This is a genomic window from Bradyrhizobium sp. SZCCT0153 (assembly GCF_018129995.1).
GTDB classification, from domain to species: Bacteria; Pseudomonadota; Alphaproteobacteria; order Rhizobiales; family Xanthobacteraceae; genus Bradyrhizobium; species Bradyrhizobium japonicum_G.
The window spans coordinates 245,894-271,710 of record NZ_JAFCKS010000003.1 but is presented as its reverse complement, the minus strand read 5'-3'; the positions used below and the strand labels follow the sequence as shown (position 1 = coordinate 271,710).

At 65.7% G+C, this 25,817-nt stretch carries 24 protein-coding genes and 2 pseudogenes; 16 read left to right on the top strand and 10 right to left on the bottom strand.

Annotated elements, in window-relative coordinates:
- Window positions 1-283 precede the first annotated feature (283 nt).
- Both JQ572_RS15000 and pncA read left to right on the top strand, forming a co-directional pair.
- Window positions 284-1,225, top strand: coding sequence for a hypothetical protein (locus JQ572_RS15000; protein ID WP_211383807.1), 942 nt, complete (start codon window positions 284-286; stop codon window positions 1,223-1,225).
- Window positions 1,226-1,345: 120 nt separating this feature from the next.
- Window positions 1,346-2,068, top strand: a complete 723-nt coding sequence (pncA, locus tag JQ572_RS14995; protein ID WP_211383806.1) for a bifunctional nicotinamidase/pyrazinamidase — start codon at window positions 1,346-1,348, stop codon at window positions 2,066-2,068.
- A 140-nt stretch (window positions 2,069-2,208) separates the two neighbouring features.
- On the opposite strand, the gene grpE is transcribed toward pncA, so the two are convergent.
- Both grpE and hrcA read right to left on the bottom strand, forming a co-directional pair.
- A complete protein-coding gene (gene grpE / locus JQ572_RS14990) occupies window positions 2,209-2,826 on the bottom strand; it encodes a nucleotide exchange factor GrpE (RefSeq protein ID WP_211383805.1) in 618 nt (205 codons plus the stop codon).
- A gap of 96 nt (window positions 2,827-2,922) precedes the next feature.
- Window positions 2,923-4,011, bottom strand: a complete 1,089-nt coding sequence (gene hrcA, locus JQ572_RS14985) for a heat-inducible transcriptional repressor HrcA (protein WP_211383804.1) — start codon at window positions 4,009-4,011, stop codon at window positions 2,923-2,925.
- A 163-nt stretch (window positions 4,012-4,174) separates the two neighbouring features.
- Here hrcA and rph point away from each other — a divergent pair, with 163 nt between their 5' ends.
- Genes rph through hemW form a run of 3 tightly spaced genes read left to right on the top strand, consistent with a single transcriptional unit; the run spans window position 4,175 to window position 6,676 of the window.
- Window positions 4,175-4,888 (top strand): ribonuclease PH, encoded by a 714-nt coding sequence (rph, locus tag JQ572_RS14980; protein ID WP_211383803.1) that lies wholly within the window; start codon window positions 4,175-4,177, stop codon window positions 4,886-4,888.
- 11 nt (window positions 4,889-4,899) lie between these two features.
- Entirely contained in the window at window positions 4,900-5,535 is a 636-nt protein-coding gene (rdgB, locus tag JQ572_RS14975; protein ID WP_211383802.1) for an RdgB/HAM1 family non-canonical purine NTP pyrophosphatase, read from the top strand.
- Entirely contained in the window at window positions 5,522-6,676 is a 1,155-nt protein-coding gene (gene hemW, locus JQ572_RS14970; RefSeq protein ID WP_211383801.1) for a radical SAM family heme chaperone HemW, read from the top strand. The genes rdgB and hemW overlap by 14 nt, the downstream gene beginning before the upstream one ends.
- A 150-nt stretch (window positions 6,677-6,826) precedes the next feature.
- Here the strand turns inward: hemW and JQ572_RS14965 are convergent, their stop codons facing one another.
- The gene (locus tag JQ572_RS14965) at window positions 6,827-8,059 is read right to left on the bottom strand and encodes a penicillin-binding protein activator (protein WP_211383800.1); all 1,233 of its coding nucleotides are present in this window, start codon (window positions 8,057-8,059) and stop codon (window positions 6,827-6,829) included.
- Between the two features lie 351 nt (window positions 8,060-8,410).
- On the opposite strand from JQ572_RS14965, the gene rsmI reads away from it, so the two are divergent.
- The 7 genes from rsmI (at window position 8,411) to JQ572_RS14930 (ending at window position 15,606) form a co-directional block, all read left to right on the top strand.
- Entirely contained in the window at window positions 8,411-9,361 is a 951-nt protein-coding gene (gene rsmI, locus JQ572_RS14960; RefSeq protein WP_211383799.1) for a 16S rRNA (cytidine(1402)-2'-O)-methyltransferase, read from the top strand.
- Window positions 9,348-9,749 carry a YraN family protein gene (locus JQ572_RS14955; protein ID WP_211383798.1) on the top strand — a complete coding sequence of 134 codons (402 nt, stop codon included), beginning with the start codon at window positions 9,348-9,350 and terminating at the stop codon, window positions 9,747-9,749. Before rsmI ends, JQ572_RS14955 begins: the two co-directional genes overlap by 14 nt.
- A 10-nt stretch (window positions 9,750-9,759) precedes the next feature.
- A complete protein-coding gene (gene gshB / locus JQ572_RS14950; protein ID WP_211383797.1) occupies window positions 9,760-10,704 on the top strand; it encodes a glutathione synthase in 945 nt (314 codons plus the stop codon).
- 463 nt (window positions 10,705-11,167) lie between these two features.
- Entirely contained in the window at window positions 11,168-11,983 is an 816-nt protein-coding gene (gene cpaB, locus JQ572_RS14945; RefSeq protein ID WP_211383796.1) for a Flp pilus assembly protein CpaB, read from the top strand.
- 14 nt (window positions 11,984-11,997) lie between these two features.
- Window positions 11,998-13,515: a type II and III secretion system protein family protein gene (locus tag JQ572_RS14940; protein ID WP_211383795.1), complete on the top strand. Its 1,518-nt coding sequence runs from the start codon at window positions 11,998-12,000 to the stop codon at window positions 13,513-13,515.
- A 70-nt stretch (window positions 13,516-13,585) separates the two neighbouring features.
- A complete protein-coding gene (locus tag JQ572_RS14935; protein ID WP_211383794.1) occupies window positions 13,586-14,320 on the top strand; it encodes a CpaD family pilus assembly protein in 735 nt (244 codons plus the stop codon).
- Window positions 14,317-15,606 (top strand): CpaE/TadZ family protein, encoded by a 1,290-nt coding sequence (locus JQ572_RS14930; RefSeq protein WP_211383793.1) that lies wholly within the window; start codon window positions 14,317-14,319, stop codon window positions 15,604-15,606. The genes JQ572_RS14935 and JQ572_RS14930 overlap by 4 nt, the downstream gene beginning before the upstream one ends.
- An 18-nt stretch (window positions 15,607-15,624) precedes the next feature.
- On the opposite strand, the gene JQ572_RS14925 is transcribed toward JQ572_RS14930, so the two are convergent.
- Window positions 15,625-16,410 carry a tetratricopeptide repeat protein gene (locus JQ572_RS14925; protein WP_211383792.1) on the bottom strand — a complete coding sequence of 262 codons (786 nt, stop codon included), beginning with the start codon at window positions 16,408-16,410 and terminating at the stop codon, window positions 15,625-15,627.
- A gap of 79 nt (window positions 16,411-16,489) precedes the next feature.
- Window positions 16,490-16,735: a PilZ domain-containing protein gene (locus JQ572_RS14920; protein ID WP_027534981.1), complete on the bottom strand. Its 246-nt coding sequence runs from the start codon at window positions 16,733-16,735 to the stop codon at window positions 16,490-16,492.
- Window positions 16,736-16,961: 226 nt separating this feature from the next.
- Between JQ572_RS14920 and JQ572_RS35520 the strand changes: the two are divergent.
- Window positions 16,962-17,066 (top strand): annotated as a pseudogene (locus JQ572_RS35520) (ATP-binding protein); the annotation flags it as partial.
- Window positions 17,067-17,088: 22 nt separating this feature from the next.
- Here JQ572_RS35520 and JQ572_RS14915 read toward each other — a convergent pair.
- The 5 genes from JQ572_RS14915 to JQ572_RS14895 all read right to left on the bottom strand — a co-directional run bounded on the left by JQ572_RS14915 (window position 17,089) and on the right by JQ572_RS14895 (window position 20,902).
- Complete coding sequence (locus JQ572_RS14915; RefSeq protein ID WP_211383791.1) at window positions 17,089-17,394, bottom strand: hypothetical protein; 306 nt, start codon at window positions 17,392-17,394, stop codon at window positions 17,089-17,091.
- A gap of 108 nt (window positions 17,395-17,502) precedes the next feature.
- Complete coding sequence (locus tag JQ572_RS14910; protein ID WP_211383790.1) at window positions 17,503-17,889, bottom strand: hypothetical protein; 387 nt, start codon at window positions 17,887-17,889, stop codon at window positions 17,503-17,505.
- Complete coding sequence (locus JQ572_RS14905; protein ID WP_211383789.1) at window positions 17,889-18,065, bottom strand: hypothetical protein; 177 nt, start codon at window positions 18,063-18,065, stop codon at window positions 17,889-17,891. Before JQ572_RS14905 ends, JQ572_RS14910 begins: the two co-directional genes overlap by 1 nt.
- 417 nt (window positions 18,066-18,482) lie before the next feature.
- The gene (locus tag JQ572_RS14900; RefSeq protein WP_211383788.1) at window positions 18,483-19,412 is read right to left on the bottom strand and encodes a ParB/RepB/Spo0J family partition protein; all 930 of its coding nucleotides are present in this window, start codon (window positions 19,410-19,412) and stop codon (window positions 18,483-18,485) included.
- Window positions 19,409-20,902 (bottom strand): recombinase family protein, encoded by a 1,494-nt coding sequence (locus tag JQ572_RS14895; protein ID WP_349643097.1) that lies wholly within the window; start codon window positions 20,900-20,902, stop codon window positions 19,409-19,411. The genes JQ572_RS14900 and JQ572_RS14895 overlap by 4 nt, the downstream gene beginning before the upstream one ends.
- A gap of 423 nt (window positions 20,903-21,325) precedes the next feature.
- Here JQ572_RS14895 and JQ572_RS14885 point away from each other — a divergent pair.
- From JQ572_RS14885 to JQ572_RS14875, 3 genes and pseudogenes are all read left to right on the top strand, one after another.
- Window positions 21,326-22,777 (top strand): annotated as a pseudogene (locus tag JQ572_RS14885) (YifB family Mg chelatase-like AAA ATPase); the annotation flags it as partial.
- Between the two features lie 98 nt (window positions 22,778-22,875).
- Window positions 22,876-23,349 (top strand): hypothetical protein, encoded by a 474-nt coding sequence (locus JQ572_RS14880; RefSeq protein ID WP_211383785.1) that lies wholly within the window; start codon window positions 22,876-22,878, stop codon window positions 23,347-23,349.
- Between the two features lie 125 nt (window positions 23,350-23,474).
- Window positions 23,475-25,700 (top strand): ATP-binding protein, encoded by a 2,226-nt coding sequence (locus JQ572_RS14875; protein WP_211383784.1) that lies wholly within the window; start codon window positions 23,475-23,477, stop codon window positions 25,698-25,700.
- The last annotated feature ends 117 nt before the right edge of the window (window positions 25,701-25,817 follow it).

The window sequence follows — 25,817 nt, the reverse complement described above, 5'->3', positions numbered from 1 at the left end:
GGGGGGGAGGGGCCCGCAAGGACCGAAGCTACGTTTCCGCCGTGAAAACATTGGGTTTTGGCAGATCATATCCGGGCTTCACCGCCCTTGCGGGTGAGGAATTATTAACAGGTCCGGGCCTGGGCAAGCCCCGCCACCGCGATCACCCCCCACCCCTGTTGCGGCAAGGCCAAAGCCGCTAAAAGGCGGCCGGCCGGACCGAAGCCGCGAGCCTGCTTCGCGCGACAAAGCGGCCCAGTGGCCGACCATCGAACGGCCTCAATGTGAACCAATCAGAGTGCCCATGACGCTGATCCGCCCCCTAGCCGCGCTCGCCCTCCTCGTCGCCTCCGCGCTTCCGGCCCTGGCTGCCGACGCGGTCTTCCCGCCCGGCCTGCGCCTCGGCATGGTGCCGCTGATCGGCCTGAGCACGGCAAAGACCTTCCCGGGCTTCGAAAGCGAGGACGGCAACGTCAAGGTGCTGATCACCGAGCTGCCGCCGGCGGCCTATGGCGAGGTCGTGAGCGCCTTCAATTCCAATCCGGCCGGCGCCAATGGCGTCAAGCAGGACAAGATCGAGACCCCCGCGGGTCTTGCCTATTTCACCACCGAAAGCGGCAAGGCCGGCGAGACCCCGGTGAAGCGCTATTCGATGATCGTGCCGGGCGCCGGCTTTTCCGGCTATGTCGCGGTGCAGATCCCGGACAATGCGACCAAGATCTACACCGACGAGGCGGTGCGGCAGATGTTCGCGAGCACCGTCACCCGCAAGCAAGTCTCGGCCGACGAGCAGATCGCGCTGATGCCGTTCAAGATCACCGATCTCGCCGACTTCAAGGACATCCGCACGCTGGCGCCGGGCAGCAGCATCATCCTGGCCGACGGCGACGAGACCACGGGCTATGAGTCGAAGCCGTTCATGATCCTCGGCCTGATCGGCGCCACCCCGCAGCAGGCCGACGACCGTGCCCGCTTCGCCCAGGAGGCGGCGCTGCAGATTCCGGGCCTGCGCGAGTCGCGCGTCACCATGTCCGAGCCGATCCGCATCAATGGCCAGCAGGGTTTCGAGACCCGGATCGACGGCATCAGCGGCAAGGACAAGACCGCGGTGACCGTGGTGCAATGGATCCGCTTCAGCGGCGGCGGCGCCTCGCTGCGCATCATCGCCAGCGCCCCGCGCGACCAATGGCCGGCCGCCTTCACCCGCTTCCGCGCCGTGCGCGACGGCATCCAGCCGAAGGGGTAGAATCCTAGGGCCGACAAGCCCGGCCACTCGCCAGGACCGCCTGCATTTTCGGGCTTCTGTTCGTGTACGAACGGAACTAGGCTCCCCCTTCCGTTGGATCATCCTGGAGGGAGGCGAACGATGCTTGATCGACGACAAATTTTGGCAGCGCTCGGGACCACGGCGCTGGCGACCCTCGCGCCAACCGCACTTCTTGCAGCGGCATCGATCAAGCCGGACGAGACATCCGCGCTGCTCGTGATCGACGTGCAAAACTGCTTCCTGCCGGGCGGCAGCCTCGCAGTGAAGGAAGGCGAGCAGGTGGTGCCGGTCATCAACAAGATAGCCAAGGCATTCGCGAACGTGGTGATGACGCAGGACTGGCATACACCCGGCCACGTCTCGTTTGCGTCGGTGCATTCGGGCAAGAAGCCGTTCGAGACCATCGATCTTCCCTACGGCAAGCAGGTGCTGTGGCCCGACCATTGCGTGCAGGGCACCGACGGCGCCGCGTTGTCGAAGGACCTCTCGATCCCGCAGGCCGAGCTGATCATCCGCAAGGGTTTTCACAAGGACGTCGACAGCTATTCGGCCTTCCTCGAAGCCGACGGCAAGACCTCGACCGGCCTTGCCGGCTATCTGAAGGCGCGCAAGATCAAGCGCGTCTTCGTCGCGGGGCTGGCGACCGATTTCTGCGTCGCCTGGACCGCGCTCGACGCGCGCAAGGCGGGCTTCGAGGTCTATGTGGTGGAAGACGCCTGCCGCGGCATCGACACGCAGGGCTCGCTGGCCAAGGCCTGGACGGATATGGCCAAGGCCGGCGTGAAGCGGATTCAGTCCGCGGACATCGCGGTCGGCGCGTAATCGACGCGAACAACTGCAAGACCCTCACCCCGAGGAGCGCGCTTCTTCGCGCGCGTCTCGAAGGATGAAGGCACCGCTGCGGCAGCTCGGCCTGCATGGTTCGGGACGGCGCTGACGCGCCTCCTCACCATCAGGATCGATCAATTCGCCGCGCTGTTTGGCTCGTTGGTGTTGGCCGCGGGCGCGGCCTTCGCGCCGCCCTTGGCGACGCCGACCAAAGCGGGGCGCAGCACGCGCTCGCCGATGGTGTAGCCGGCCTGCATGACCTGCACCACGGTGCCCGCAGGCACCGACGCGTCGGGCACCTCGAACATCGCCTGCTGGAAGTTCGGGTCGAACTTCTGGCCCGAGGGATCGAACTTCTTCACGCCGTGCTTTTCCAGCGCGTTGAGCAGCGAACGTTCGGTGAGCTCGACACCCTCGATCAGCGAGGTCAGGCCGGGATCGGCCGCGGCACGTGTTTCGGCCGGAATGGCATCGAGCGCGCGCTGGAGATTGTCGGCGATGTCGAGCACGTCGCGGGCAAAGCCGGTGATGCCGTAGAGACGGGCGTCAGCGACTTCCTTGGTGGTGCGCTTGCGCAGGTTCTCCATCTCGGCCAGCGTCCGCAGCATGCGGTCGCGCGCCTCGGCGACTTCCTTCTGCAACGTCTCGACCGAGCCGGGCTCCGGATCGTCGGGCATGATGTAGGGTTTTGACACCACGGGCTCGCCGGCCGCAGCACTCGTGTCTTCGGGTTGCCGGTCTCGATCGGTCATCGGCTCTCTTTTCGCATTCGTCTCAGGAGTTTTCTGGCCCGGATATCGTGCTTCGGGCGCCGAAAATCAAGCGCCCGTGATCGGGGGGAACTTCGGTCAGCCGCCCAGAAGCCGGCTGACGATGCGGGCGGCGTAGTCCACGGTCGGGATCACGCGGGCATAATTCAGCCGTGTCGGTCCGATCACGCCCAAAACACCGACAATTTGGCCGGCGGCATCCCGATAGGGCGAGATGATCGTGGACGAGCCCGACAACGAGAACAGCTTGTTCTCACTGCCGATGAAGATCCGCACGCCTTCCGCTGTCTCGGCCCGGCCGAGCAGGTCGATCACGCCGCGCTTGGTCTCGAGATCGTCGAACAGCAGGCGAACGCGCTCGAGATCCTCCAGCGCATGCAGATCCTCGAGCAGATTGGCGTGGCCGCGGACGATGAGCTGACGATCCTCGTTGTCGCCGCCGGACCAGTTGGCGATGCCGGCCGAGATCACTTTCTGCGTCAGCTGATCGAGCTCGGTGCGCGCCTCTCCGAGCGCGGTCTCGAGCTCGAGCCGCGCCTCGGCCAGGGTCCGGCCCCGGATTCGTGCATTGAGGAAGTTGCCGGCTTCTGTCAGCGCCGAAGATGGAACTCCCGGCGGCAGCGTCAAGACGCGGTTTTCAACCTGCCCGTCCTCGCCGACCAGGATCACCAGTGCCTTTTCCGGTTCCAGCCGGACGAATTCGATATGTTTGAGCCGCGCATTGGATTTCGGGGTCAGCACGACGGCCGCAGCCCGGGTCAGGCCGGAGAGCCGCGTCAACGCCTCCTCCAGCGCCGCCTCGACCGATTGCGCGTGGCCTACGGAGGTCAACTGGCTCTGAATCGTCTGCCGTTCGCTGTCATTGAGGTCACCGACCTGCATCAGGGCATCGACGAAGAAGCGCAGGCCGAGTTCCGTCGGCAGCCGGCCGGCGGAAGTATGCGGCGCGTAGATCAGGCCAAGCTGTTCCAGGTCGGCCATGACGTTGCGGACCGACGCCGGCGACAGCGGCATGGCGATCAGGCGCGAGATATTGCGCGAACCTACGGGCTCTCCGGTCGCCAGATAGCTTTCGACAATTTGACGAAAGATGTCGCGGGAACGCTCGTTGAGCTGGGCAAGGCCTGCGCGCGGCGCGATCAGATGGATCGGATCGTGATGGGCCACAGACGGCAACTCCTGTCAGGTGCTTGTAATCTGTCCATCCGCGAGGTCCCTGACAAGCGTGGTTTTGGACTTTGCCTGGGGACCGAAAAGGCCTTGCCGCTCACCCTCACCCCACCTACAAGCACCGCGAACAGCCTTTCCCGTGAGTTTTGGAGGATTTCCCATGCGGCCAAGCCGCCGTGCGCCCGACGAATTGCGCCCCGTGACGCTGGAGCGCGGCGTGGTCAAATATGCGGAAGGCTCCTGCCTGGTGAAATTCGGCGACACCCATGTGCTGGTCACCGCCACGCTGGAAGACCGCCTGCCGCCATGGCTGAAAGGCCAGGGCCGCGGCTGGGTCACCGCCGAATATGGCATGCTGCCGCGCGCGACCTCCGAACGCACCCGCCGCGAAGCTGCCGCCGGCAAGCAGAGCGGCCGCACCGTCGAGATCCAGCGCCTGATCGGCCGCTCGCTCCGCACCATCGTCGATCTCGAAGCGCTCGGCGAGCGCCAGATCACGGTCGATTGCGACGTGCTCCAGGCCGACGGCGGCACCCGTACGGCGTCGATCACCGGTGCCTGGGTCGCGCTCGCCGACTGCATCAACTGGATGAAAGCGCGCAACATGATCAAGGCCAAGGTGCTGCGCGACAACGTCGCCGCGATCTCCTGCGGCATCTACAACGGCACACCGGTGCTCGATCTCGACTATGCCGAGGATTCGGAAGCGCAGACTGACGCCAATTTCGTCATGACCGGCGACGGCCGTATCATCGAGGTGCAGGGCACCGCGGAACGCGAGCCGTTCACGCAGGACGAGTTCCTGGCGCTGATGGCACTGGCCCAGAAGGGCATTGCACGCCTCGTGGACTTGCAGAAACTGGCTGTCGCGTAGTCAATAGGCCCATGCACCGCCGAATCACCGGACAGCTCGTCATCGCGACCCATAATCCCGGCAAGCTCGCCGAGATGAAGGAGCTGCTCGCGCCTTACGGCATCGAGGCGGTGTCGGCCGGCGAGCTCGGCCTGCCCGAGCCGGAAGAAACCGGCAATGATTTCCGCAGCAACGCCGCGATCAAGGCGATCGCGGCGGCGCGGGCGACCAAGCTTCCGTCCTTCGCCGACGATTCCGGCATCGTGGTCGACGCACTCGACGGCGCGCCGGGCATCTACAGCGCGCGCTGGGCCGGCCCCTCCAAGGATTTCGCCGCGGCGATGGCGCAGATCGAGCGCCTGTTGCAGGAGCGCGGCGCCACCACGCCCGACAAGCGCAAGGCGCATTTCGTCTCCGCGCTCTGCGTCGCATGGCCCGATGATCATCTCGAAGAGGTCGAGGCGCGCGTCGACGGCACGCTGGTCTGGCCGCCGCGCGGCACCGCCGGCTTCGGCTACGATCCGATGTTCTTGCCTGACGGTCACAACCGCACCTTCGGCGAGATGATCAGCATCGAGAAGCATGGCCTGCCGCCGCTCGGCCTCGGCCTGTCGCACCGCGCCCGTGCCTTCGTGAAACTGGCGGAGATCTGCCTTGAGCCACGCTAAGGAAGCCTTCGGCGTCTACGTGCACTGGCCGTTCTGCCTGTCGAAATGCCCCTATTGCGACTTCAACAGCCACGTTCGCCATGCTGCGATCGACGAGGCGCGCTTCGCTTCCGCCTTCGCGCGCGAGATCGCGGCGACCGCCGAGCGCGTACCCGGCCGCGAGGTCACCTCGATCTTTCTCGGCGGCGGCACACCATCCCTGATGCAGCCCGCGACCGTCGGCGCCGTGCTCGATGCCATCGGCAAGCACTGGAGCGTGGCGAAGGACGTCGAAGTAACGCTGGAAGCGAATCCCACCAGCGTCGAGGCCACGCGCTTCGCCGGCTATCGCAGCGCCGGCGTCAATCGCGTCTCGCTCGGCGTGCAGGCGCTCGACGATGCCTCGCTGAAAGCGCTGGGCCGCATGCACAGCGCACGCGAGGCACTCGATGCCGTCGCGATCGCGCGCCGCTCGTTCGACCGCTATTCGTTCGACCTGATCTACGCCCGCCCCGACCAGACCCCGGCGATGTGGGCCGATGAGCTGCGTCTCGCGATCGATGAGGCCGCCGAGCACCTGTCGCTCTATCAGCTCACGATCGAGGAAGGCACGCCGTTCTTCGGCCTGCACCAGGCCGGCAAGCTGAAGACGCCGGACGAAGCGGTCGCGCGCGCGCTCTACGACGTCACGCAGGAGACCTGCGACAAGCTCGGCCTGCCCGCCTACGAGATTTCAAATCACGCGCGGCACGGCGCCGAATGCCGGCACAATCTGGTCTATTGGCGCGGCGATGAATACGCCGGCATCGGCCCCGGCGCGCACGGAAGGCTCGATATCGACGGTATCAGGCACGCCACCGCCACCGAGAAGCGTCCGGAAGCCTGGCTGATGCGCGTCGAGACCAACGGCCATGGAAACGTCACCGACGACCTCCTCAACAGCGAAGAGCGCGCCGACGAATTCCTGCTGATGGGATTGCGGCTGGCCGAGGGCATCGACCCCGAGCGTTACAGGGCGCTCTCCGGCCGCCCGCTCGATCCCAAGCGCATCGCGCTGCTGCGCGAAGAGGGCGCGATCACCGTGGATGCGACGGGCCGCCTGCGCGTAACGAGCAGCGGTTTTCCGGTGCTGGATGCGGTGGTCGCGGATCTGGCGGCGTAAATTTGAGCCAGATCGGCGGTGCGCTCCCTCGCCCGCTTGCGGGAGAGGGTTGGGGAGAGGGTGTCTCCGCAACGGGACAATCCCCCAGAGGACAGAACCCTCACCCGGCGCTACGTGCCGACCTCTCCCGCAAGCGGGAGAGGTGAACCATCAAGCCCCGAAACTCTTCGGCGATCCTGCCACCGCAACACCACCACCGTTCGTCACCTTCATTACCGCGAGCCCGCGCTCGTTGGTGCCGTCGGCGCGGAACCGGAACAGGCCGTCGATGCCGGCAAAGCCGGAAGGGTTGGTGAGCACGTCGGACGAGAAGCGCGTGGTGCCTTGCGTGCGCGCGAGCGCGGCGACGAGGGCGACGGCGTCATAGGCGAGCGTTGCCGTGCGGATCGGCTCGGCGCCGTATTTGGTGCGATAACGGCCGGAGAAGGCGCGGAAGCCGGCCGGGTCCGGCGCGGCGTAGAGGCCGCCTTGCAAGCTCGGGCTCGCATAGACCCGCGGGCTGTCCCACAGGCCGGTCCCGAGCAGCTGGATGTTGCGCAAATTCGCGCCCGCCGCGGTCATCGCGTCGGCCACTGTGACGACGGCATCGCCGTCATCGGCAATGAAAAGTGCGTCCGCACTGCCGAGCTGCTGCGCCACGGTGCGCGCCGGCGTGGCGCGATCGGCGCCGTATTTCTCGAACGCGACGATGCGCCCGCCCCGCCGCGGCACCGCCGCCTTCACCGCGGCCTCGACGACATTGCCATAGGCATTGTCGGGCACCAGCACGGCAACGGAGCGCTTTCCGATGCTGGCGGAATATTCGACGATGCGATTGACGTCGGACTCCGGCAGGAAAGAGAGCAGATAGACGCCGCGGCCGGCGATGCTGGAATCGGTCGAGAACGCAATCACGGAAATGCCGCGCGTGCGCGCGACCTGCGCGACCGCAGGCACCGATTGCGCGAACAGCGGCCCCAGGATGATCTCGGCGCCTTCGTCGACCGCCTGCTGCGCGCCGGCCTGGGCGCCCTGCGGGCTGCCATTGTCGTCCTTGATCAGGAGCTGGATGTTCGGATTCTGGAACTCGGCCAGTGCCATCTCGGCGGCATTGCGCATCGATTGCGCGGCAAGGCCGGCATTGCCGGCGGCCGAGAGCGGCAGGATCACCCCGACCTTCACCCCGCCGGTGCCGGCGGTCGTGGCCTGTTGCGGCGGGCCAGCCGGCTGGGCCGGCGCCGAGGAGCTGCTGAACGGGCTGGAGAACTGGCTCAGGCTCTGCTGCACGCCGGCGCAGGCCGACAGCACGGGCGCGCCGAGCAACAGGCCGAGCGCGCTGCGCCGGGTCGCTCCCGACAATCGGGGCCCCTGAATGGGAGACTTTGGATCACGCGGGCCCGGCATCGCAGCTTCTCTTCCGACCGGCCGTCGCCAGCCGGTCACAACATTCTTTCCACGACACAAGCCGTGGATTCAGGCATATTGTCGGCAAATAGTTAACTAAAACAAAAGGATAATAACCGCTTAACGCGGCCCCACCGCAAGTCCTGGCTAGCTGTCCACCGTCCGTCACCCAGCATCAAGGCGGCGTTTCCGCCGCGAATATGGCGCTGACGCTTCATTCCCTCTGGAATGTGATGCCGAATGGATCACATTCCAGTCCTTCCTCAGTCCTTGCCTCGCCCTGGCCTCGCCGCGATCTTTTTCGGAGGACCGGTTCCCAGCCTCGGGGATCATGCCTAAGTTCGTTTCATTATGCGCGCAAAGCCGGCCCCGATAAATACACCTGAGTCTACGGACGCCGCCTCGCGCGGTTTCTCCATCGACGCCCATCGGCTTGCCGCCCCGAAGGCCGCGCCGGGCCTGCACCTGGTCGCGACCCCCATCGGCAATCTCGGCGACATCACGCTGCGCGCGCTTCAGACCCTCGCCGGCGTCGACGTCATCGCCTGCGAGGACACCCGCATCACCCGGCGCCTGACCGAGCGCTACGCCATCACGGCGCAGCTCAAGCAGTATCACGAGCACAACGCGGAAGCGGCCCGTCCAAAGATCCTGGAGGCGCTTGCGGCAGGCGGTTCCGTCGCGCTGGTGTCGGACGCCGGCACCCCGCTGATCTCCGATCCCGGCTTCAAGCTGGTGCGCGAGGTCTGCGCCGCCGGCCATGCGGTCTACGCGCTGCCCGGCCCGTCCTCGGTGCTGGCGGCGCTCTCGGTCGCAGCGCTGCCGACCGACCGCTTCTTCTTCGAAGGCTTTTTGCCGGCGAAATCGGCCGCGCGGCGGTCGCGCCTGACGGAGCTCGCCCGCATCGATGCGACGCTGGTGATGTTCGAATCCGGCAACCGCGTGCAGGACACGCTCGCCGAGCTCGCCGGGATCATGGGCAGCCGCGAGGCCGCGATCTGCCGTGAGCTGACGAAACTGCACGAGCAGATTTCGCGCGCGACGCTGCATGATCTTGCACGCGACGCCGACACGCTGGAGACGCGCGGGGAATTCGTTCTGGTGATCGCCCCGCCTGCGGCGGATTCCGAAATGCTGACATCGGACGCGCTGGACGATGTCCTGCGCGAGCAGCTGGCCGCGCACAGCGTCAAGGACGCCGTGGCCCATGCGGTTGCGCTGTCGGGCCGGCCGCGCCGCGAGGTCTATGCCCGCGCGCTCGAGCTCGCCAAAGACCTGCGGGGCGGCGATGGCGAAGACTGAGGTCCCGGCGGAACCGAAGGTCGCCTCGCCCGAGCGCGTCGCCGCGTTCCGTACCGGCATCTCCGCGGAGAGTCGCGCCGCCGCCTATCTCATGGCCAAGGGCTATCGCATCCTCGCCAAGCGCTACCGCACGCCGCATGGCGAGATCGACATCGTGGCCCGCCGCCGCAACCTGATCGCCTTCGTCGAGGTCAAGGCGCGCGCGACGCTGGACGACGCCGCCTTCGCGGTGACCCCGCGCCAGCAGCAGCGCATCATCGACGCCGCGCAAGGCTGGCTCGCAGCGCATCCCGAGCATGCCGAATTCGAACTGCGATTCGACGCCATGCTGATTGCGCCGCGCTCACTTCCACGCCATGTGTTGGCGGCATTCGACGCCTCGACCTGAAAGGCAGACCATGAAACTGAACGTCGCCGTCCAGATGGACCCCATCGCCCGCATCAACATCAAGGGCGATTCCACCTTTGCGCTGCTCCTGGAGGCGCAGAAGCGGGGCCACGGCCTGTCCTATTACACGCCCGACAAGCTCTCGATGGTCGGCGAGGAGATCGTCGCTCCCGTTCAGCTTCTGACCGTGCGCGACGAGCCCGGCGATCACTTCACGCTGGGCGAGCCCAAACGCGAGGCGCTCAACGGCTTTGACGTGGTGCTGCTGCGCCAGGATCCGCCGTTCGACCTCGCCTACATCACCTCGACGCATCTGCTCGAACGCATCCACCCGAAGACGCTGGTCGTCAACGACCCCGCCTCGGTGCGCAACGCGCCGGAAAAACTGTTCGTGATGAACTTTCCGCAGCTGATGCCGCCGACCCTGATCTCGCGCGATCTCGACGAGATCAACGCCTTTCGCGACAAGCACGGCGCCGTCGTGATGAAGCCGCTGCACGGCCATGGCGGCGCGGCGGTGTTCCGCGTGATGCCGCAGGACATGAATTTCGGCTCGCTGTTCGACATGTTCTCGGTGACGTTCAAGGAAGCCTGGGTGATCCAGCAGTTCATCCCCGAGGTGAAGCACGGCGACAAGCGCATCATCCTCGTCAACGGCGAATTCGCCGGCGCGGTCAACCGCGTGCCCGCTGCGGACGACCTCCGCTCCAACATGGTGCGCGGTGGCGCCGCGCAGGAAACCGAGCTCACGCCGCGCGAGCGCGAGATCTGCGCCACCGTCGGCCCGGCACTGCGCGAGCGCGGCCTGCTGTTCGTCGGCATCGACGTCATCAACGGCAACCTCACCGAGATCAACGTGACCTCGCCCACCGGCATCCGCGCCATCGCGCGGCTCGGCGGTCCTGACGTTGCGGCCAGGGTCTGGGACGTGATCGAGCAGAAGCGGGCGAAGTAGGCGCTCGCACGCGACCTCCCCAATCTCCTCCCGGCGAAGGCCGGGAGCCATAACGACTGGGCGTGGCTTGGCGAAGATTCGTCGTTGGTAAGTCTGCCTTCTACACTCGAAAGATCACGCGGTATGGGTCCTGGCCTTCGCCAGGACGACACTGATCACTCATGATGTGGCACGTTGCTTCCGCCCCACGGCCATAGCAGCGCGGCATCAGCCCGCGCGCATCACTAACCACCCATTCACCATGACACCCTGCGCCTCGTGCGAACGAACGAGCCGCCGCTCGTAAATATACGGGGCCACTGGCCGACCGGCTAACGCGGCATTCACCATCTGCCCAGAACCCGCATCGTGACGGGCGATCACATCCGGCCTCGCAACACCCCTTATACTTTTACTCCCTACTCATCGACGCGGGGGAACCCGCCACGTGCGGTTCGAGTGCCCCGCGTAAGAGTAGAAGCGTATGAACACCGCACGCATTGTCGTTCTCGTCATCGCACTCGGCGCCGGCGGCGTCGCTGCGTATCTGGCGAGCGGCTACGACAACAAGCCCGCGCCCGCCCTTCCCGTCGCCGAGAAGCTGCCGACGGTCGAGGTTCTCGTCGCGAAAAACGACATCCAGCTCGGCCAGGCCGTGAAGGCCGAGGATCTGCTCTGGCAGACCTGGCCGTCGACCACAGCGAGCAGCGCCTTCATCCGCCGCGACGCCAGGCCCGAGGCGCAGAGCCAGATCGCCGGCTCGATCGCACGCGTGCCGTTGATGCAGGGCGAGCCGATCCGGGAGCAGAAGCTGGTCAAGGCCGAAGGCTCCGGCTTCATGGCCGCGATCCTGCCGTCGGGCATGCGCGCCGTCTCCACCGAGATTTCAGCCGAGACCGGCGCCGGCGGCTTCATCCTGCCGAACGACCGCGTCGACATCGTCCTGACCCGCCGCCTGAAGAATCCCGACGGCGCCAACGGCCCGACGGCCGGCAATGACCTCATCCTGTCCGAGGCCATCCTGAGCAACATCCGCGTGCTCGCGATCGACCAGGCGCCGAAGGAGAAGGATGGCCAGAACGCCGTGCTCGGCAAGACCGTGACGCTCGAGCTCAAGCCGGACCAGGTCGCAACTCTCGCAGCCGCGCGCCAGGGCGGCACGCTCCAGCTCGCGCTGCGGAGCATCGTCGATGCCAACGCCGCCGACGGCATGCCCGAGGACCCGGCAACCAAGCGTTCCGGAGGGGTCAACGTGATCCGCTACGGCGTCCAGACACGGCAAGTGACGTCACAGAAGTGATGGGGATACCCAAGATGAGACATGGGGACTATCGGACGGCGCTGCGCATTCGGGGGAATGGCGCACGCACGTTCTGGGCGGGGGTGATGCTGACGCTGGGGCTGGTCGCAGTCCCGCACCTGGCGAACGCCGCGGATGCGCCGGTCGGCGACCAGGCGCCGATGCAGGCGCCGGATCTCGAGGTGGCCTCGGTCGCGACCATCGCGCCGGCGAAGACGCGCTTCCTGTCGCTCGGCGTCGGCAAATCCATCGTCATCGACCTGCCGCGCGAGGTCAAGGACGTGCTGGTCGCCGATCCCAAGATCGCCAACGCGGTGATTCGTTCGGCGCAGCGCGCCTACATCATCGGCGGTCAGGTCGGCCAGACCAACGTCGTGTTCTTCGCCGCCGACGGCCAGCAGGTCGCCGCCTACGACATCGCGGTGAAGCGCGACCTCAACGGCATGCGAGCCGCGCTGCGCCAGTCGTTGCCGGGCGTGCAGATTGAAGGCGTGGGCGACAGCGTGATGCTGACCGGCTCGGTGTCGAGCCCGGTCGAGGCGCAGCAGGCGGGCGACGTCGCCGCAAAGCTCGTCGGCGGCTCCGAGAAAGTGGTCAACAACATCGTCGTGCGCGGCCGCGATCAGGTGATGCTCAAGGTCGTCGTCGGCGAGGTGCGCCGCGACATCGTCAAGCAGCTGGGCGTCGATCTCAGCGCCAGCCTGAATGCCGGCACCGCGGTCGTCAATTTCAACAATTCCAACCCGTTCTCGGTCTCCGGCGGCCCGCTCGTCAGCAGCAACGGGCTGGGCGTCGCCGGCCTCGCCAAGGGCGTTGCCACGGTCAGCGCCACGATGCGCGCGATGGAGAGCGCCGGCGTGATGCGAACGCTGGCCGAGCCGAGCCTGACGGCGATCTCCGGCGAGTCCGCCACCTTCATCGCCGGCGGCGAATTCCCGATCCCTGCGGGCTATTCCTGCGATCCGGTCACCCACGTCTGTACCACCCAGATCACCTACAAAAAGTTCGGCATCTCCCTGAGCTTCACGCCGGTCGTGTTGAGCGAGGGACGCATCAGCCTGCGCGTGATGACCGAAGTCTCGGAGCTGTCGAATCAGAACGCTATCTCCGTGACACAGGCGGTGTCGGCCAGCTCGACCAGCTCGATCACCATCCCTTCGATCCAGACCCGCCGCGCCGAGACCACGCTCGAGATTCCCTCGGGCGGCTCGATGGCGATGGCCGGCCTGATCCAGCAGCAGACCAAGCAGGCGATCAACGGCCTGCCCGGCGTCGATCAGGTGCCGATCCTCGGCGCGCTGTTCCGGAGCCAGGACTTCGTCAACAACGAGACCGAGTTGATGGTGATCGTGACGCCCTATGTGGTGCGCGCGGTCGCGCAGAAGGAATTGTCCCGGCCCGACGACGGCTTCGCGCCGGCCTCGGATGCACAGACGGCGCTGCTCGGCCGCATGAACCGCCTCTATGGCATCGCGCGCCGCGTCGATCCCATCGCCGGCACGCCCGGTGATTTCGGCTTCATCATCGACTGAGACGAGCGGACGGCTTCGGGGAATGGGGCAAAATGCGGGGCAAGAGACGGGGCAAGAGGGGGATGAGGCGATGACGAAGACCATGGCCGATCGACGTCGCAATCTGAGCATCGCGCTGGCACTGACGGGGCTCTCCGTCGTGCTCGGCGCCTGCAACACCACCGGCGAGATCGTCACCCAGACGGTGCCGACCGACTATCGCCAGCGCCACCCGATCGCGGTGCAGGAAGCCAAGAAGTCGATCGTGATCTTCGTCGGCAAGGCTCGCGGCGGCCTCTCGGCCGCGCAGCACTCGGACGTCGCCGGCATTGCCCGGGACTGGGTGCGCGAAGGCACCGGCTCGGTCGTGGTCGACGTGCCGGTCGACACCGCGAATTCGCGCGCGGCGGCTGCGACCTATCACGAAATCCGTTCCGTGCTCGCATCCGGCGGCGTGCCCTCGCGCGCCATCGTCCAGCACCCCTATCGGCCCGAGGATCCCGGACTGCTGCCCACCATTCGCCTGAGCTATTCCCGCATCGCCGCGGTCGCAGGCCCCTGCGGGCTATGGCCCGAAGACGTCGGCCCCTCCATCCTCGACCCCGGCTACAACGAGAACCGGCCGTATTTCAATCTGGGCTGCGCCAGCCAGCGCAATCTCGCGGCGATGATCGACAACCCCGCCGACCTCGAGCAGCCGCGGACCGAAACTCCGGCCTATACCGCACGTCGCGACATCGCCTTTGAACGCTATCGCAAGGGCACGCCGATCGCGACTCCCAACCCCGAGGCTGACAAGGCCAAACTCAGCGACACAGGCAGATGACAAGCGTCCACGACGAAGAGGCGGACGATCCGCAGCACCCCGAGGAACACATTGCGCCGGTTCCTCGCATTTCCGTACAGGCGTTTTGCGAAACCGAGCAGACGCTCGCCGCCGTGACCGCGGCCGGGCAGGATCGCCGTCTCGCCAAGGCGCATCTCACCGCCAAGGACGGTGGTCTCGCCGCGGCGATCGAAGTCTATGAAACGATGCCGACGCCGAATGTCATCGTGATCGAATCCGACGGCACGCGCGACATCCTCGAGGGACTCGACGATCTCGCCGGCGTCTGCGATCCCGGCACCCGCGTGGTCGTGATCGGCAATCCCAACGACACCGCGCCCTATCGCGAGCTGGTCCGCCGCGGCGTCAACGACTATGTTGTGGGCCCGGTCGAGACGCTCGACGTCGTCCGCTCGATCTGCAGCCTGTTCTCGGCGTCCGAAACCATCATCACCGGCCGCGTCATCGCGGTGGTCGGCGCCAAGGGCGGCGTCGGTGCGTCCACCGTCGCGCACAATGTGGCCTGGACCATCGCCCGTGACCTCGCGCTCGATTCCGTCGTGATCGATCTCGACCTCGCCTTCGGCACCGCGAGCCTCGACTACAACCAGGATCCGGTGCAGGGCATCGCCAACGCGGTGCTGTCGCAGGACCGGCCGGACACGGCGCTGATGGAGCGCCTGCTCGCCAAATGCACCGAGCGGCTCAGCCTCCTTGCTGCGCCCGCCACCCTTGACCGCGTCTACGATTTCGGCGCCGAGGCCTTCGACGCGGTGTTCGACACGCTGCGCATGACCACGCCCTGCATCGTGCTCGACGTTCCCCACCAGTGGTCGGGCTGGACCCGGCGCGCGCTGGTCAACGCGGACGACATCGTGATCGTGGCCGAGCCGGACCTCGCCAATTTGCGCAACACCAAGAACATGCTGAGCGTGCTGAAGGCGGCGCGGCCGAACGACCGGCCGCCGCTGTACTGCATCAACCAGGTCGGCATGCCCAAGCGGGCGGAGATCGAGGTCAAGGCATTCGCCAAGACCATGGAGAGCCAGCCGATCGCAGTGATCCCGTTCGATTCGAAACTGTTCTCGGCCGCGGCCAACAACGGCCAGATGATCGCGGAGGTCTCCAAGAGCCACCGCACCACGCTGCTGTTCCAGAACATGGCCAACCGCCTCGCCGGACGCGGCGAGGTGAAGAAGCCGAAGCGCTCGCTGCTCGGGCCGCTCCTCAAGAGGCTGAAGGCCAGGTCGGGGCGCGCATCCGCCCCGCATCGCAAGGCGTCCTGACGCGCGTGGCGCGGCCGGCTACTTGTCCGCCCGCTGCTGCTTCTTCGCCACCAGCTGCCGCAGCGCCGCGACTTTCGCCGCGGCCTGATCCGGCGGCAGGTCGGCCTTTACGATGGCCTCGGCCTCGGCCTGCTTTCCTTCCAGTCCCAGCACGAGCGCGAAATTGGCGCGCACGCGGGAATCGGCGGGATTGCGCTCATGCGCGCGGCGCATGGTTTCCTCGGCCCGCGGCAGATTGTTCTGGAGCATGTAGGACAGTCCGAGATTGGACAGGACCTGCGGCTCGTCGGGCACGATCTTCAAGGCAGTCGCATAATATTGCTGCGCCTCGTCGTTGCGGCCGAGCTGATCGAGCGCCGCGCCTTGCGCCGAAAGGATGCGCCAGTCGGGATCCTCGGGCGTATGCGCGCGGCTCAGCACATCGAACGCCTGCTGGAAATTGCCGCTGTCGGCGAGCGCGCGGCCATAGCCGGCGAGCAGCGCCTTGTTGCTGGAATGGGCGAGCACGGCCTGCTCCAGCACCGCGACCGCCTGCGCACGCTGTCCGGTCGCGCGCAGGGCCTTGCCGTATTCGAGCGCGGTGTTGGGGTCGCCGGGCCTCGCGCGATAGCGCTCGCGCAATGCGTCCATGTCCGGCTTCATGTCCGGCCTGGCGTCGGCCCTGTCGGCCGTTTCCGACTTGCCGCCGAGCGCGCCGGTGATGTCCTCGATGCCAGTGGTCTGGCAACCGCCGAGGGCAAGGATCAGAAGCGCGGAAAACAGATATCTCGCCGTAGGACAGGCAACGGACAAACGCTTGGACATACTCTGATCACTCGGCGACTGATCAGAGATGCTTACCGATTAACGCTAAAGTCCGGTTAAGGCCGCGGCCTTTACGAGCCTAGTCGGTGAATTCGGCACCGAATTCGCAGCCGATGCGCCAGCGCAGGCGGCACTGGCGGGAATAGTCCGGCGCGAAGATGATGGTGAATTGCGGCGGCACTTCCAGAAACTCGGCCACCACTTTCACGCCACCATCCGAAATATCCGTGATCGTGCAGTCCCGCGGCAGCGAGCCCGCGCCAAAATGGATCTTGGCAAGCCGCGTACACACTCGTCGTTCGCTTCTCCGGCGATTTGCAAGCATTTGAATTGTTCACCCGTTAGACCACGGCCCATCCCGCACCCCAAGGAGTAGCGGACATTCGTTGGGATGTGCTGAGTGGGGTCGTTCGCATTCGAGACGTAGTGTCTCCACCGCGTTTACGATGGGTTAGGGCTTTAGGGCCTCCAAACCTGTTCCCGTATTGTTCTTGCGGACACTCCCGCGCTCTGCTACCCTCGATTGTGCAAGAGGGCAGGCTGGTTCGGGCATGGTTCAGCGGGTTTCCACCGTCGCTTTTGAGGGGATCGAGGCCCGTGCGGTCGACGTGCAGGTGCAGGTCGCACCGGGCTTGCCGGCCTTCGCAAAGGCGGGTTGTCAATGACAACAAAACCACGTCATCGGGTCTGTTTCCGCTTTTTCCATAGCTGATGTTCGGCGGTGTATGGCGGTTCTTTTCCGCTAAACCGCTGCGCCGTTTCGATGAGATGGTCTTGCACCTTGTTTCTCAGTTCGCTCGGCGAATTGGCTTGTAGCTTTTGAATTTCATCAAGCATGTCGTCTCGTCGCGCTCGATGGACGTGTTCATCCAGCAAGGTCCAGATCATCAGGTCACAGAGAGCGCGCGTGTGGTTGACGTACTTGTTGAAGAGGCCGTACATCGCGGCGCAGAACACCGCCATCACGACAACCGTCGCTGTCATTGTCTGCTCCACGTTTGGGTCCCATCTACGTTACCGGGCCCCTTTTTGATCGAACCCCACCCCCTAAGTTCAAGCTACTCGACATAAAGGGGCTGGCCGCCACCAAGCTCACCGCAGAGGTGCGGTGATGAACGCTCCGGGGTGCGGCGAGAGAACACCACCGGTCATTCCAAAAAGGCGACCGGATGGAAGGTGATACCACTCGAAGCCGGTCCAGCAATCGTTCTCCGGCTCAATGATGATGGCACACGCCACTTGTGCAGCGGTCGGTTTTGCGTACTTGCGCTCGCCTGCAGGAAACAACGCTTTCCAACGTTTGCCGTCCCAACATTGGCCGCCTTGTAAAGCGTAGCATGCCAAGTCGGTCCCGGTGGGGATGAAGGCGCCGGGAGTTGCCGAGAGGGCCCCTGCCCGAATTCCAAACACCTTCACGTTCTCTGCCGATGCGTCTGTCGCGCCGAGCGATGCAAGAATGAAAACCAAAATCGCGCGCATCAATTGCTATGATACCTTGCAGCATCCGCCCATCCCTTCGCCGCAGCGCCGGGTGTGGACCGTTTGACCTCGTGATGCTTGCCCTTGTACGAACCCGTCGCAATCCAGACGGTTTTGGACTTCTGGTAGACGTCGATTTCCACAGGTTCGTCCCAGACCAACACGCGCTGCTTCATGCTTCTTCTCCCCTACCCGCAGCGATTGTAGACGGACGGGAGAACCATTCAACAGGGATACGGGCTTTCGGTGTTTTGGGGCCCTATGTGTCACCGGACCCACGACGAGGCGACCTTGCTTCCAAGGGGGGCGGCCGGTACCCGGTTTATGACTTATCGCCCCTTGGCTCCCTCATAGTCATAAACTTATCGGCTCGGACTTTCGCGCGGAGGGTACTGCGCCTCTGCCGGTTATAAACAATGGGGGCCTCCTTGTAGGCTCCGTTTTTTCGTCAAGCTATTGTAAACACATTAGAATTAGTGCTTTTGCCTCGCTTTCCACCTATGCAATTGCATACCTCCGCATGTCCTACGTGCACCCCCGCGGGATAGGCGCGTTTCCCTGTGCTCCCCGGTGGAAGCTCGGGGGAATGATCATCAATCATCACCCCCAAGCCGCCCATAGGCCTCCTGATCCTCAAGGTCCCTTTCGGCTTCTTGTTCGCTCCTCATGACCGCTTGTAAGGCCTCCACAAGCATTGGGCAGAGGTGCCGGTTGTAGAGCCACAGGGCCCGCGCGGTCACCTCGGGGTCGTCGGAGAGCTTGGTGGTCATCCGCATGACGAGATTGCGAGCGAGCTTGGCCGCCTCCTCGTTCATGTCCCACTCCCGGGGAGTGATGTCCAAGAGCACGGTCTTGACCTTGTTCCAAGAAAACCTACGCAGGTCGGGCCCCAGCGCAGTGGAGAGCTTCTCCCCGGTAGGGTGCTTCTCGACCCCTGATTTGAAATTGGCGTGCCACTTCACCACGCGCCGCATCTGCGCCACCGTGCCATCGCTCGCGCCGGTCAGCTTCACGATGTCGGCCTTGCTGCTGTTCCAGCCCTTGCCGTTCCAGTCCAACAATGTCCGCGTCCAAGCCGCCTCGCTTTTATCGGCTTGCTCCACCGGAAGATGGATTTTCTCGTTGCGCAGTAGCGCTGCGTCCATCGCTTCACGCGCTGTCCCTGCAAACCATTCACACTTGATTGGCGTGGTGAGCTTGAGCTTCCGATAGGCGGCCAAACGGTGATGCCCATCGACCACGACCCATCGGCCCGCGAGCTTCACGACCAACACAGGGTCCAGCTCACCCTTCCTTGTGATGCGCGTGGCGAGCCTCTTCACGTACTCCGTGTCTACCTCGCGTAAACCGTAGCCGGGCCTCCGTGGCTGAAACAGCTCCAAGCGCTCCCCGATGTCGTGCGGCCGAACCTGGACATACACTGGGGCACCGTTGGTGACCTCCGGTCTCTCAAGCTGGCTCTCGGCAACATGGAGAGCCTTCGCGGTTTCCAGAGGGGTGATCTTGCTGAGTTGGTGCTTCATCGTTCTTCTTGCTTGCGGTGGTCGGTGTTCGTGTTCTCAGGAAACAGCGCGTGCATCGGCGGCGTCGTCTCTCTCATCTCCGTGAAATCCATGTGCCGCGTGACACAAAGAATGTCCTGCACCTCGTCGGAGTGGTGCCACCGGACCCAGAGGTGCCCTTGCTGTGGGTCGAGCACTACGCGCCTAATGGCGTCCCTCAACACTTCGTTAACAGCCGCCACATCGTCTTTGCCGGTGAGCGCATGTTCCACGGCCTTGAGCCGGTCCTTCACACTGGCCGTTGTGATCGTCTCTCTCTTGGCCCTCAGCTCCCGTAGTTGCCTTTGGACGTTCTTCAACTCTCGCTCAGCGTTCCCAAGTCTGCGGCTCGCTGCGGGGCTTCTGTCGCGTGCGGCGAGGTCGGCCAAGTCGAACACCCACTGTTCCACTTGGTTGGCATTGGCCTGCAGTGCATCTATCTCCTTCTCCAACGCGGAGGTGCTCTTGCCTCGTGGCGCTTCTTTGACGAGACGGTGTGCGTTCTCTCTCAGTGCCTTTTCGACCGTGTCATACCGAACCGCCTGATAAGGGTGCTCCGTCGCCCGCATGTTTGCTCTGGAGCACAGGAGATAGACGTAGTCCCCTTTGGCCACCCTTGTGACCGCATGTCCGCATGTCGCGCAGAACACGATACCTGACACGATGGACTTCGGTGGCTGTTTGGCGTTCCGGCCACGGGCCGCTGTGGTGCTCAGCTTTCGCCGCACCTTCCAATACGTGTCTGCGTCCACCGCCGCAGGGAACATGCCCCCCACGGCCTCCACAGGCTCGTCTCTGCGTGCCCTCGTGGTCTCGTCATGGGTCGTGGTGTGCGGCGTGAAGGTGCCGATGGGCGCGGTGCTGGTGAGAACCTTGCGGATGTAGCTGGTTCTCCAGTGGTCGGCCGTCCTCTGGTTGCCGCTACGGCCCCACGTCGGAACACCGCGCTGGTTGAGGTCTCGGGCTATGCGGGTGAGCCCATCGCCTGCCGCCATGCGGTCGAACATCTCTCGCACGATGTCAGCGCGCTCCTTGATCAGCTCATAGCGCTTTTCGTCCTCACGCCACGTGATCCATGCGGGCGTCTGTCGGGTGTAAGGTTTGCCCTCAAGGCCGTGCTCCACGAGGCGCTTCTTCTTGCGCGCCTTCGCATCGCCAATCAGTTGTGCCTTGCGCACGCTCTCCTTGTTCGCCCTGATCAACTCCAGCACGACCAACAGGATGGCCTCGGGCTCCCGTTGGAGGCGCTCGGCTGAGTAGGCTTCACCGTTAGTGAGCGTCACAAGGTTGATGCCACTACCAACCAACTGGAGGAACAGCCCCTGCGCCGTGAGGATGTCGGCGCGTGAGAGCCGGTCCATGTTCTCAATCAGTAGGTAGTTGCCACGCTGGACGTATCCAGCATCGACAGCCTTGAGGAACCCCCCGAGTGCCCCCTGTGTGCGCGTTCTTTCCCCGGTAGGCTGAGACACCGAGGTCCATCATGTTCAGCTCGGTATCGAGCGTAAGCCCATGCTCAAGGGCATACTTCTTCGCCTTATCGGTCTGTCGCTGGAGGCTGGCGCCAGCGGCTTGCGATGGTGTCGAGAAGCGGACGTAGGAGTAGGCCTTGGTCAGGGCCTCGGAGCGCACAGGGGCATCCATGGGACTGTCTCAAGCCGTGGCGTCGGCAATCAGGGGCTCCGGCACGTCGGTCATGTCCACCCCGCTCCGGTGCGCCTGAGCGTCCAGCGCCTGCTCCAGACGTTCCCCAAGGGCTCCCAATGCCCGCGCTGCCGGTGCTATGGTCCATGCGAGCCTAACGGTGCTCCGAAGGGCTGCGAGGGTGACGTAGTTCCGCAATTCCATTGCAATCTCCGTGTGATGCTGTCGTATAGTGTTGGCATTCACACTCTGCAATGGCCATCGTCGGCCTGCCGGACAAGGCGGTGTCCGAGGCCCGCGAGCGGGTCCGCTCGGCGCTGATCGCCTCGGGGCTGGCGCTGCCGGCCCGGCGGATCACCGTCAATCTGGCGCCGGCCGATCTGCCCAAGGAAGGCAGCCATTACGACCTGCCGATCGCGCTCGGGCTGATGGCGGCAATTGGCGCTATCCCGCCGGACGCGCTGACCGGCTTCACCGTTCTGGGCGAGCTCGGCCTCGACGGATCGATCGCGCCGGTGGCCGGCGTTCTTCCCGCCGCGATCGGCGCCAATGTGCGCGAGGAGGGGCTGATCTGCCCGGCATGCTGCGGCTCGGAAGCGGCGTGGGCGAGCCCGGACATCCAGATCGTCGCTGCAAGCTCACTCATCCAGATCGCCAACCATTTCAAGGGCACGCAAGTGCTGTCGCGGCCTGTTCCGAAGGTGCACGAAGCCGCGGCCTCGCCGCTCGACCTGCGCGACATCAAGGGCCAGGAGAGCGCCAAGCGCGCATTGGAGATCGCGGCCGCCGGCGGACATCATCTGCTGATGATCGGCGCGCCCGGCGCCGGCAAATCGATGCTGGCGGCGCGGCTGCCCTCGATCCTGCCGCCGCTGTCGCCGGGCGAGCTGCTCGAGGTCTCGATGATCGCCTCCGTTGCCGGCGAGATCGAAGGCGGCGCGCTGACGGCACGGCGTCCGTTCCGCTCGCCGCATCATTCCGCCAGCATGGCCGCGCTCACCGGCGGCGGCATGCGCGCAAGGCCCGGCGAGATCTCGCTCGCGCATCAGGGCGTGCTGTTCCTCGACGAGCTGCCCGAGTTCGACCCGCGCGTGCTGGATTCGCTGCGCCAGCCGCTGGAGAACGGCGAGGTCTCGGTGTCGCGCGCCAATCACCGCGTCACCTACCCTGCCCGCTTCATGCTCGTCGCCGCGATGAATCCCTGCCGCTGCGGCAATGCGTTCGAACCCGGCTATGCCTGCAAGCGCGGCCGCATCGACCGCTGCACCGGCGATTACCAGGCGCGCATCTCGGGGCCGCTGATGGATCGCATCGACCTGCGCATCGAGGTTCCCGCGGTCACCGCAGCCGATCTGATCCTGCCGCCGCCGGCCGAAGGCTCGGCCGAAGTCGCCGCGCGCGTCGCGGCGGCGCGCGACATCCAGATCGCGCGTTATGCGGATGCGGGCCTGCCGCGTGTTCGCACCAATGCGGAAGCACCGGCCTCCGTGCTGGAACAGATCGCCAAGCCGGACGCACAGGGCCAGAAGCTGCTGCGCGATGCCGCCGAGACCATGCGGCTGTCGGCGCGCGGCTATCACCGCGTGCTGCGGGTGGCGCGCACGCTCGCCGACCTCGACGGCAGCGAGAAGATCGGCCGGCTGCATCTGGCCGAGGCGCTGTCCTACCGCGCACTCGCGGAGGATGTGCGCCAGATGGCCTGAAGGCCGCGCGCGTCAACCCGGCGGTAACGAGTTTCCTTTACGCTCTGCAAACCATAAGGCCCATCAGTTCCCGTACAGGGCCCGGCGAGTAGCGTGTCATGTTGCGTTTCAAGGTCCTGGCCTCGGTCATTCCCCTGTTGGCGGCCGTAGTGTTCGCACGCAGTGAGACCGGATCGGTCTCGCATCCCTGCATCGCCCTGGGCGAAACTTCGGTCGAGCTGACGTCGCTGTTCTGGACCGCCGGCATGCATGTCGCCTTCACCGAAGACCCCGCGCGGGCCACGGTGCGGGTCCAGATCACCGACGATGCGGACGCGGCGGACTTCGCCGTCGTCGACGACGGGCCCGGTTCGGAATCGGAGTCCTGCCAGGCCAATCCTTCGACCCGCCTCATCTCGATTGCCGCGCAGCCCGTCGACGGCGGCCAGGTGATCTATCTCTCCACCGAGGGACCGGCGGATTACCGCATCTATGTGCGCTCGAAGACGTTCTCGCAGCGCGAGGCCGCGGCCCTGATCGTCGGTGCTCGCGGCGGCCACCGCCCTCTCCCGCTGCAGGCCGCCTCGCTCTGACGCATTAACACCTCGTCAACCCTGTTTGGAGGCAGCGGCGAAGCCTCAAACTGTTCGCAAGGTCGAGGCGACATCGTCGCAGGCGGCGGTGGCGGAATTTCGCAAAAGAGTCGGGGTCGGTAGCGATGGGTCGGACGTTCCGGATCAAGGTGCGCATGCGCCGCTTCAGGCGGCAGCATCCCCGCATAGCCTTCGCGATTCGCTCCTTCATGATCTTCTCGGCGACGTTCGGCGGCGCCTATGGTTTCGTCTCCGGCAGCCGGTCCGAGAATTCCGGCTATGATCCCAACACCTTTGCGATCGGCGCGAGCTTCCTGTTCGCGCTCGCCTGCCTCGGCCTTGCCACGCTCAGCATGCGGCTGCGCTTCGTCAACAAGCGGATGCGCTCGCTCGCCGCTCACAACGAGGCGCTGATCGACCGCAATTGGGAACTGAAGGAAGCCGAAGAGCGCGCGCGCAGCCTGTTCGAGCAGCAGGGCGATTTGATCGTACTGCGCGATCGTCAGGGCCGCGTCACCTTTGCCAACGACGCCTATTGCGCACTCGCGGGGCAGGCGCGCGGCGCGCTGGTCGGCACGCGCTTCGACTTCGACGTGCTGGAGCAGGGCGACAGCGCCCGCGAGAGCAACGGCACGCGTATTCACGACCAGAAGATCACAACCCCGCTCGGCGCGCGCTGGATCGCCTGGCGCGAAGGCTATGTCCGGCTCGACGCCGGCCAGCCCGCCGAATTGCAGAGCGTCGGACGCGACGTCACCGACCGCACCGAGACCGAGCGCGCGCTGTCCGACGCGCGCGACCAGGCCGACGCCGCCAACCGCGCCAAATCGCGCTTCCTGGCGATGGCGTCGCACGAGATCCGCACCCCGCTCAACGGCATCATCGGCATGGGCGGGCTCCTGCTCGACACCACGCTGACGCCGGAGCAGGCGACCTACGCCAGGGCCGTGAAGACCTCCGGCGAAGCGCTGATGGCGCTGATCGAGGAGTTGCTCGACTATTCCAAGATCGAAGCCGGCAAGCTCGATCTCGAGCAGCGTCCCTTCGCGCTCTCCGCCCTGATCGAGGAAATCACCGAGCTGCTCGCGCCCCGCGCACAGGCCAAGAAGCTGGAGATCGCCGCCTATGTCGACGAGCGCCTGCCGCTCGAGGTGGTCGGCGATGCCGCGCGGCTGCGCCAGGTGCTGCTCAACCTCGCCGGCAATGCCATCAAGTTCACCGCGAGCGGCGGCGTCGCGCTGATCGTCGAACCCGGTATCTGGCCGAACGAGATCTGCTTTCTGGTGCGCGACACCGGCATCGGCATTGCGCCGGAGGCGCAGTCGCGCATCTTCCGCGAATTCGAACAGGCCGACGAGCGCGTCGCGCGCACCTATGGCGGCACGGGGCTCGGGCTTGCCATCAGCGAGCGGATCGTCAAGCGCATGGGCGGTCGCATCACGCTCACGAGCGAGCCGGGCAAGGGCGCGACCTTCGAGGTCGCGGTGCCGCTGGCGTCATCGCAGATCGGCGCGGAACAGACGGCGTTCCCCAGTCCCGACCTCACGGGCAAGTCGATCCTGCTGATTGCCGACGGCATCGAGGCCTCGCTGATCGCGCGGCGGCTGGAGCGCTGGGGTGGCCAGACCTGCATGGTGGCGGACGCGGCGGTGGCCGAAGCGCTGCTGCCGGAACGCTCGTGGCATTCGGTGCTGATCGACCGTGCGCTCGGCGCTGCCATCGCCGACCGCCTCGGCGAGGCCGCCCGGGCGCATGCGATGCAACGCCTCGTGCTGCTGACGTCGGGCTCGCGTCACGAGAAAATTTCGCCGGCCTTCACCGGCTTCCTGGTGAAGCCGCTGCGCGCGGCCTCGCTGGCCGCACGCCTCGCGCTGACGCCGGAGGTCGCCTCGCCCGATCTGGCGCCGGAGCCACCGGCCCAATCCACCGGCGCGGCACCGGCGAAGGGCTTTTCGGTCCTCGTCGCCGAGGACAACGAGATCAACGCGCTGTTGATGCGCTCGCTGCTGACGAAACTCGGCCACCGCGTCGTCATCGCCGTCCATGGCGAGGACGCGCTGGAATCCTGGCTTGCGGCATCATCGGCCGGCACGCCCTATGATCTGGTCCTGATGGACATCCAGATGCCGCAGCTCGACGGCATCGAGGCGACAAAACGCATCCGCACGCATGAGGCAGCCAAGGGTGGCCCCCACACGCCGATCCTGGCGCTCACCGCCAATACGCTGGTGGAGGATCGCTACGCCTGCTTCGAGGCGGGCATGAACGGATTCCTGATCAAGCCGCTCGATCGCGAGAAGCTGGAGGAGGCGCTGGCCGGGCTGGCGGCGTCGCGGCAGATCGCGGTGTAGAAAGGCTGTCCGCCGTCATTGCGGGGAGCCCTTGCGACGAAGCAAGCCAGACTGCCACCACGGAAAGATTCTGCATTGCCTCGCTGCGCTCGCAGTGACGATGTGGTGGCAGGCGCG

Excerpts from the sequence above, each read along its gene's own strand:
- cpaB (WP_211383796.1), top strand. The coding sequence starts at position 11,168 with ATGAACACCGCACGCATTGTCGTTCTCGTCATCGCACTCGGCGCCGGC.
- JQ572_RS14935 (WP_211383794.1), top strand. The coding sequence starts at position 13,586 with ATGACGAAGACCATGGCCGATCGACGTCGCAATCTGAGCATCGCGCTG.
- JQ572_RS14905 (WP_211383789.1), bottom strand. The coding sequence starts at position 18,065 with ATGAAGCAGCGCGTGTTGGTCTGGGACGAACCTGTGGAAATCGACGTC.
- JQ572_RS14930 (WP_211383793.1), top strand. The coding sequence starts at position 14,317 with ATGACAAGCGTCCACGACGAAGAGGCGGACGATCCGCAGCACCCCGAG.
- JQ572_RS14925 (WP_211383792.1), bottom strand. The coding sequence starts at position 16,410 with ATGTCCAAGCGTTTGTCCGTTGCCTGTCCTACGGCGAGATATCTGTTT.
- JQ572_RS14940 (WP_211383795.1), top strand. The coding sequence starts at position 11,998 with ATGAGACATGGGGACTATCGGACGGCGCTGCGCATTCGGGGGAATGGC.
- JQ572_RS14875 (WP_211383784.1), top strand. The coding sequence starts at position 23,475 with ATGGGTCGGACGTTCCGGATCAAGGTGCGCATGCGCCGCTTCAGGCGG.
- JQ572_RS14910 (WP_211383790.1), bottom strand. The coding sequence starts at position 17,889 with ATGCGCGCGATTTTGGTTTTCATTCTTGCATCGCTCGGCGCGACAGAC.
- rsmI (WP_211383799.1), top strand. The coding sequence starts at position 8,411 with ATGCGCGCAAAGCCGGCCCCGATAAATACACCTGAGTCTACGGACGCC.
- JQ572_RS14880 (WP_211383785.1), top strand. The coding sequence starts at position 22,876 with ATGTTGCGTTTCAAGGTCCTGGCCTCGGTCATTCCCCTGTTGGCGGCC.
- JQ572_RS15000 (WP_211383807.1), top strand. The coding sequence starts at position 284 with ATGACGCTGATCCGCCCCCTAGCCGCGCTCGCCCTCCTCGTCGCCTCC.
- rph (WP_211383803.1), top strand. The coding sequence starts at position 4,175 with ATGCGGCCAAGCCGCCGTGCGCCCGACGAATTGCGCCCCGTGACGCTG.
- grpE (WP_211383805.1), bottom strand. The coding sequence starts at position 2,826 with ATGACCGATCGAGACCGGCAACCCGAAGACACGAGTGCTGCGGCCGGC.
- JQ572_RS14915 (WP_211383791.1), bottom strand. The coding sequence starts at position 17,394 with ATGACAGCGACGGTTGTCGTGATGGCGGTGTTCTGCGCCGCGATGTAC.
- JQ572_RS14900 (WP_211383788.1), bottom strand. The coding sequence starts at position 19,412 with ATGAAGCACCAACTCAGCAAGATCACCCCTCTGGAAACCGCGAAGGCT.
- rdgB (WP_211383802.1), top strand. The coding sequence starts at position 4,900 with ATGCACCGCCGAATCACCGGACAGCTCGTCATCGCGACCCATAATCCC.
- JQ572_RS14955 (WP_211383798.1), top strand. The coding sequence starts at position 9,348 with ATGGCGAAGACTGAGGTCCCGGCGGAACCGAAGGTCGCCTCGCCCGAG.
- gshB (WP_211383797.1), top strand. The coding sequence starts at position 9,760 with ATGAAACTGAACGTCGCCGTCCAGATGGACCCCATCGCCCGCATCAAC.
- pncA (WP_211383806.1), top strand. The coding sequence starts at position 1,346 with ATGCTTGATCGACGACAAATTTTGGCAGCGCTCGGGACCACGGCGCTG.
- JQ572_RS14965 (WP_211383800.1), bottom strand. The coding sequence starts at position 8,059 with ATGCCGGGCCCGCGTGATCCAAAGTCTCCCATTCAGGGGCCCCGATTG.
- JQ572_RS14920 (WP_027534981.1), bottom strand. The coding sequence starts at position 16,735 with ATGCTTGCAAATCGCCGGAGAAGCGAACGACGAGTGTGTACGCGGCTT.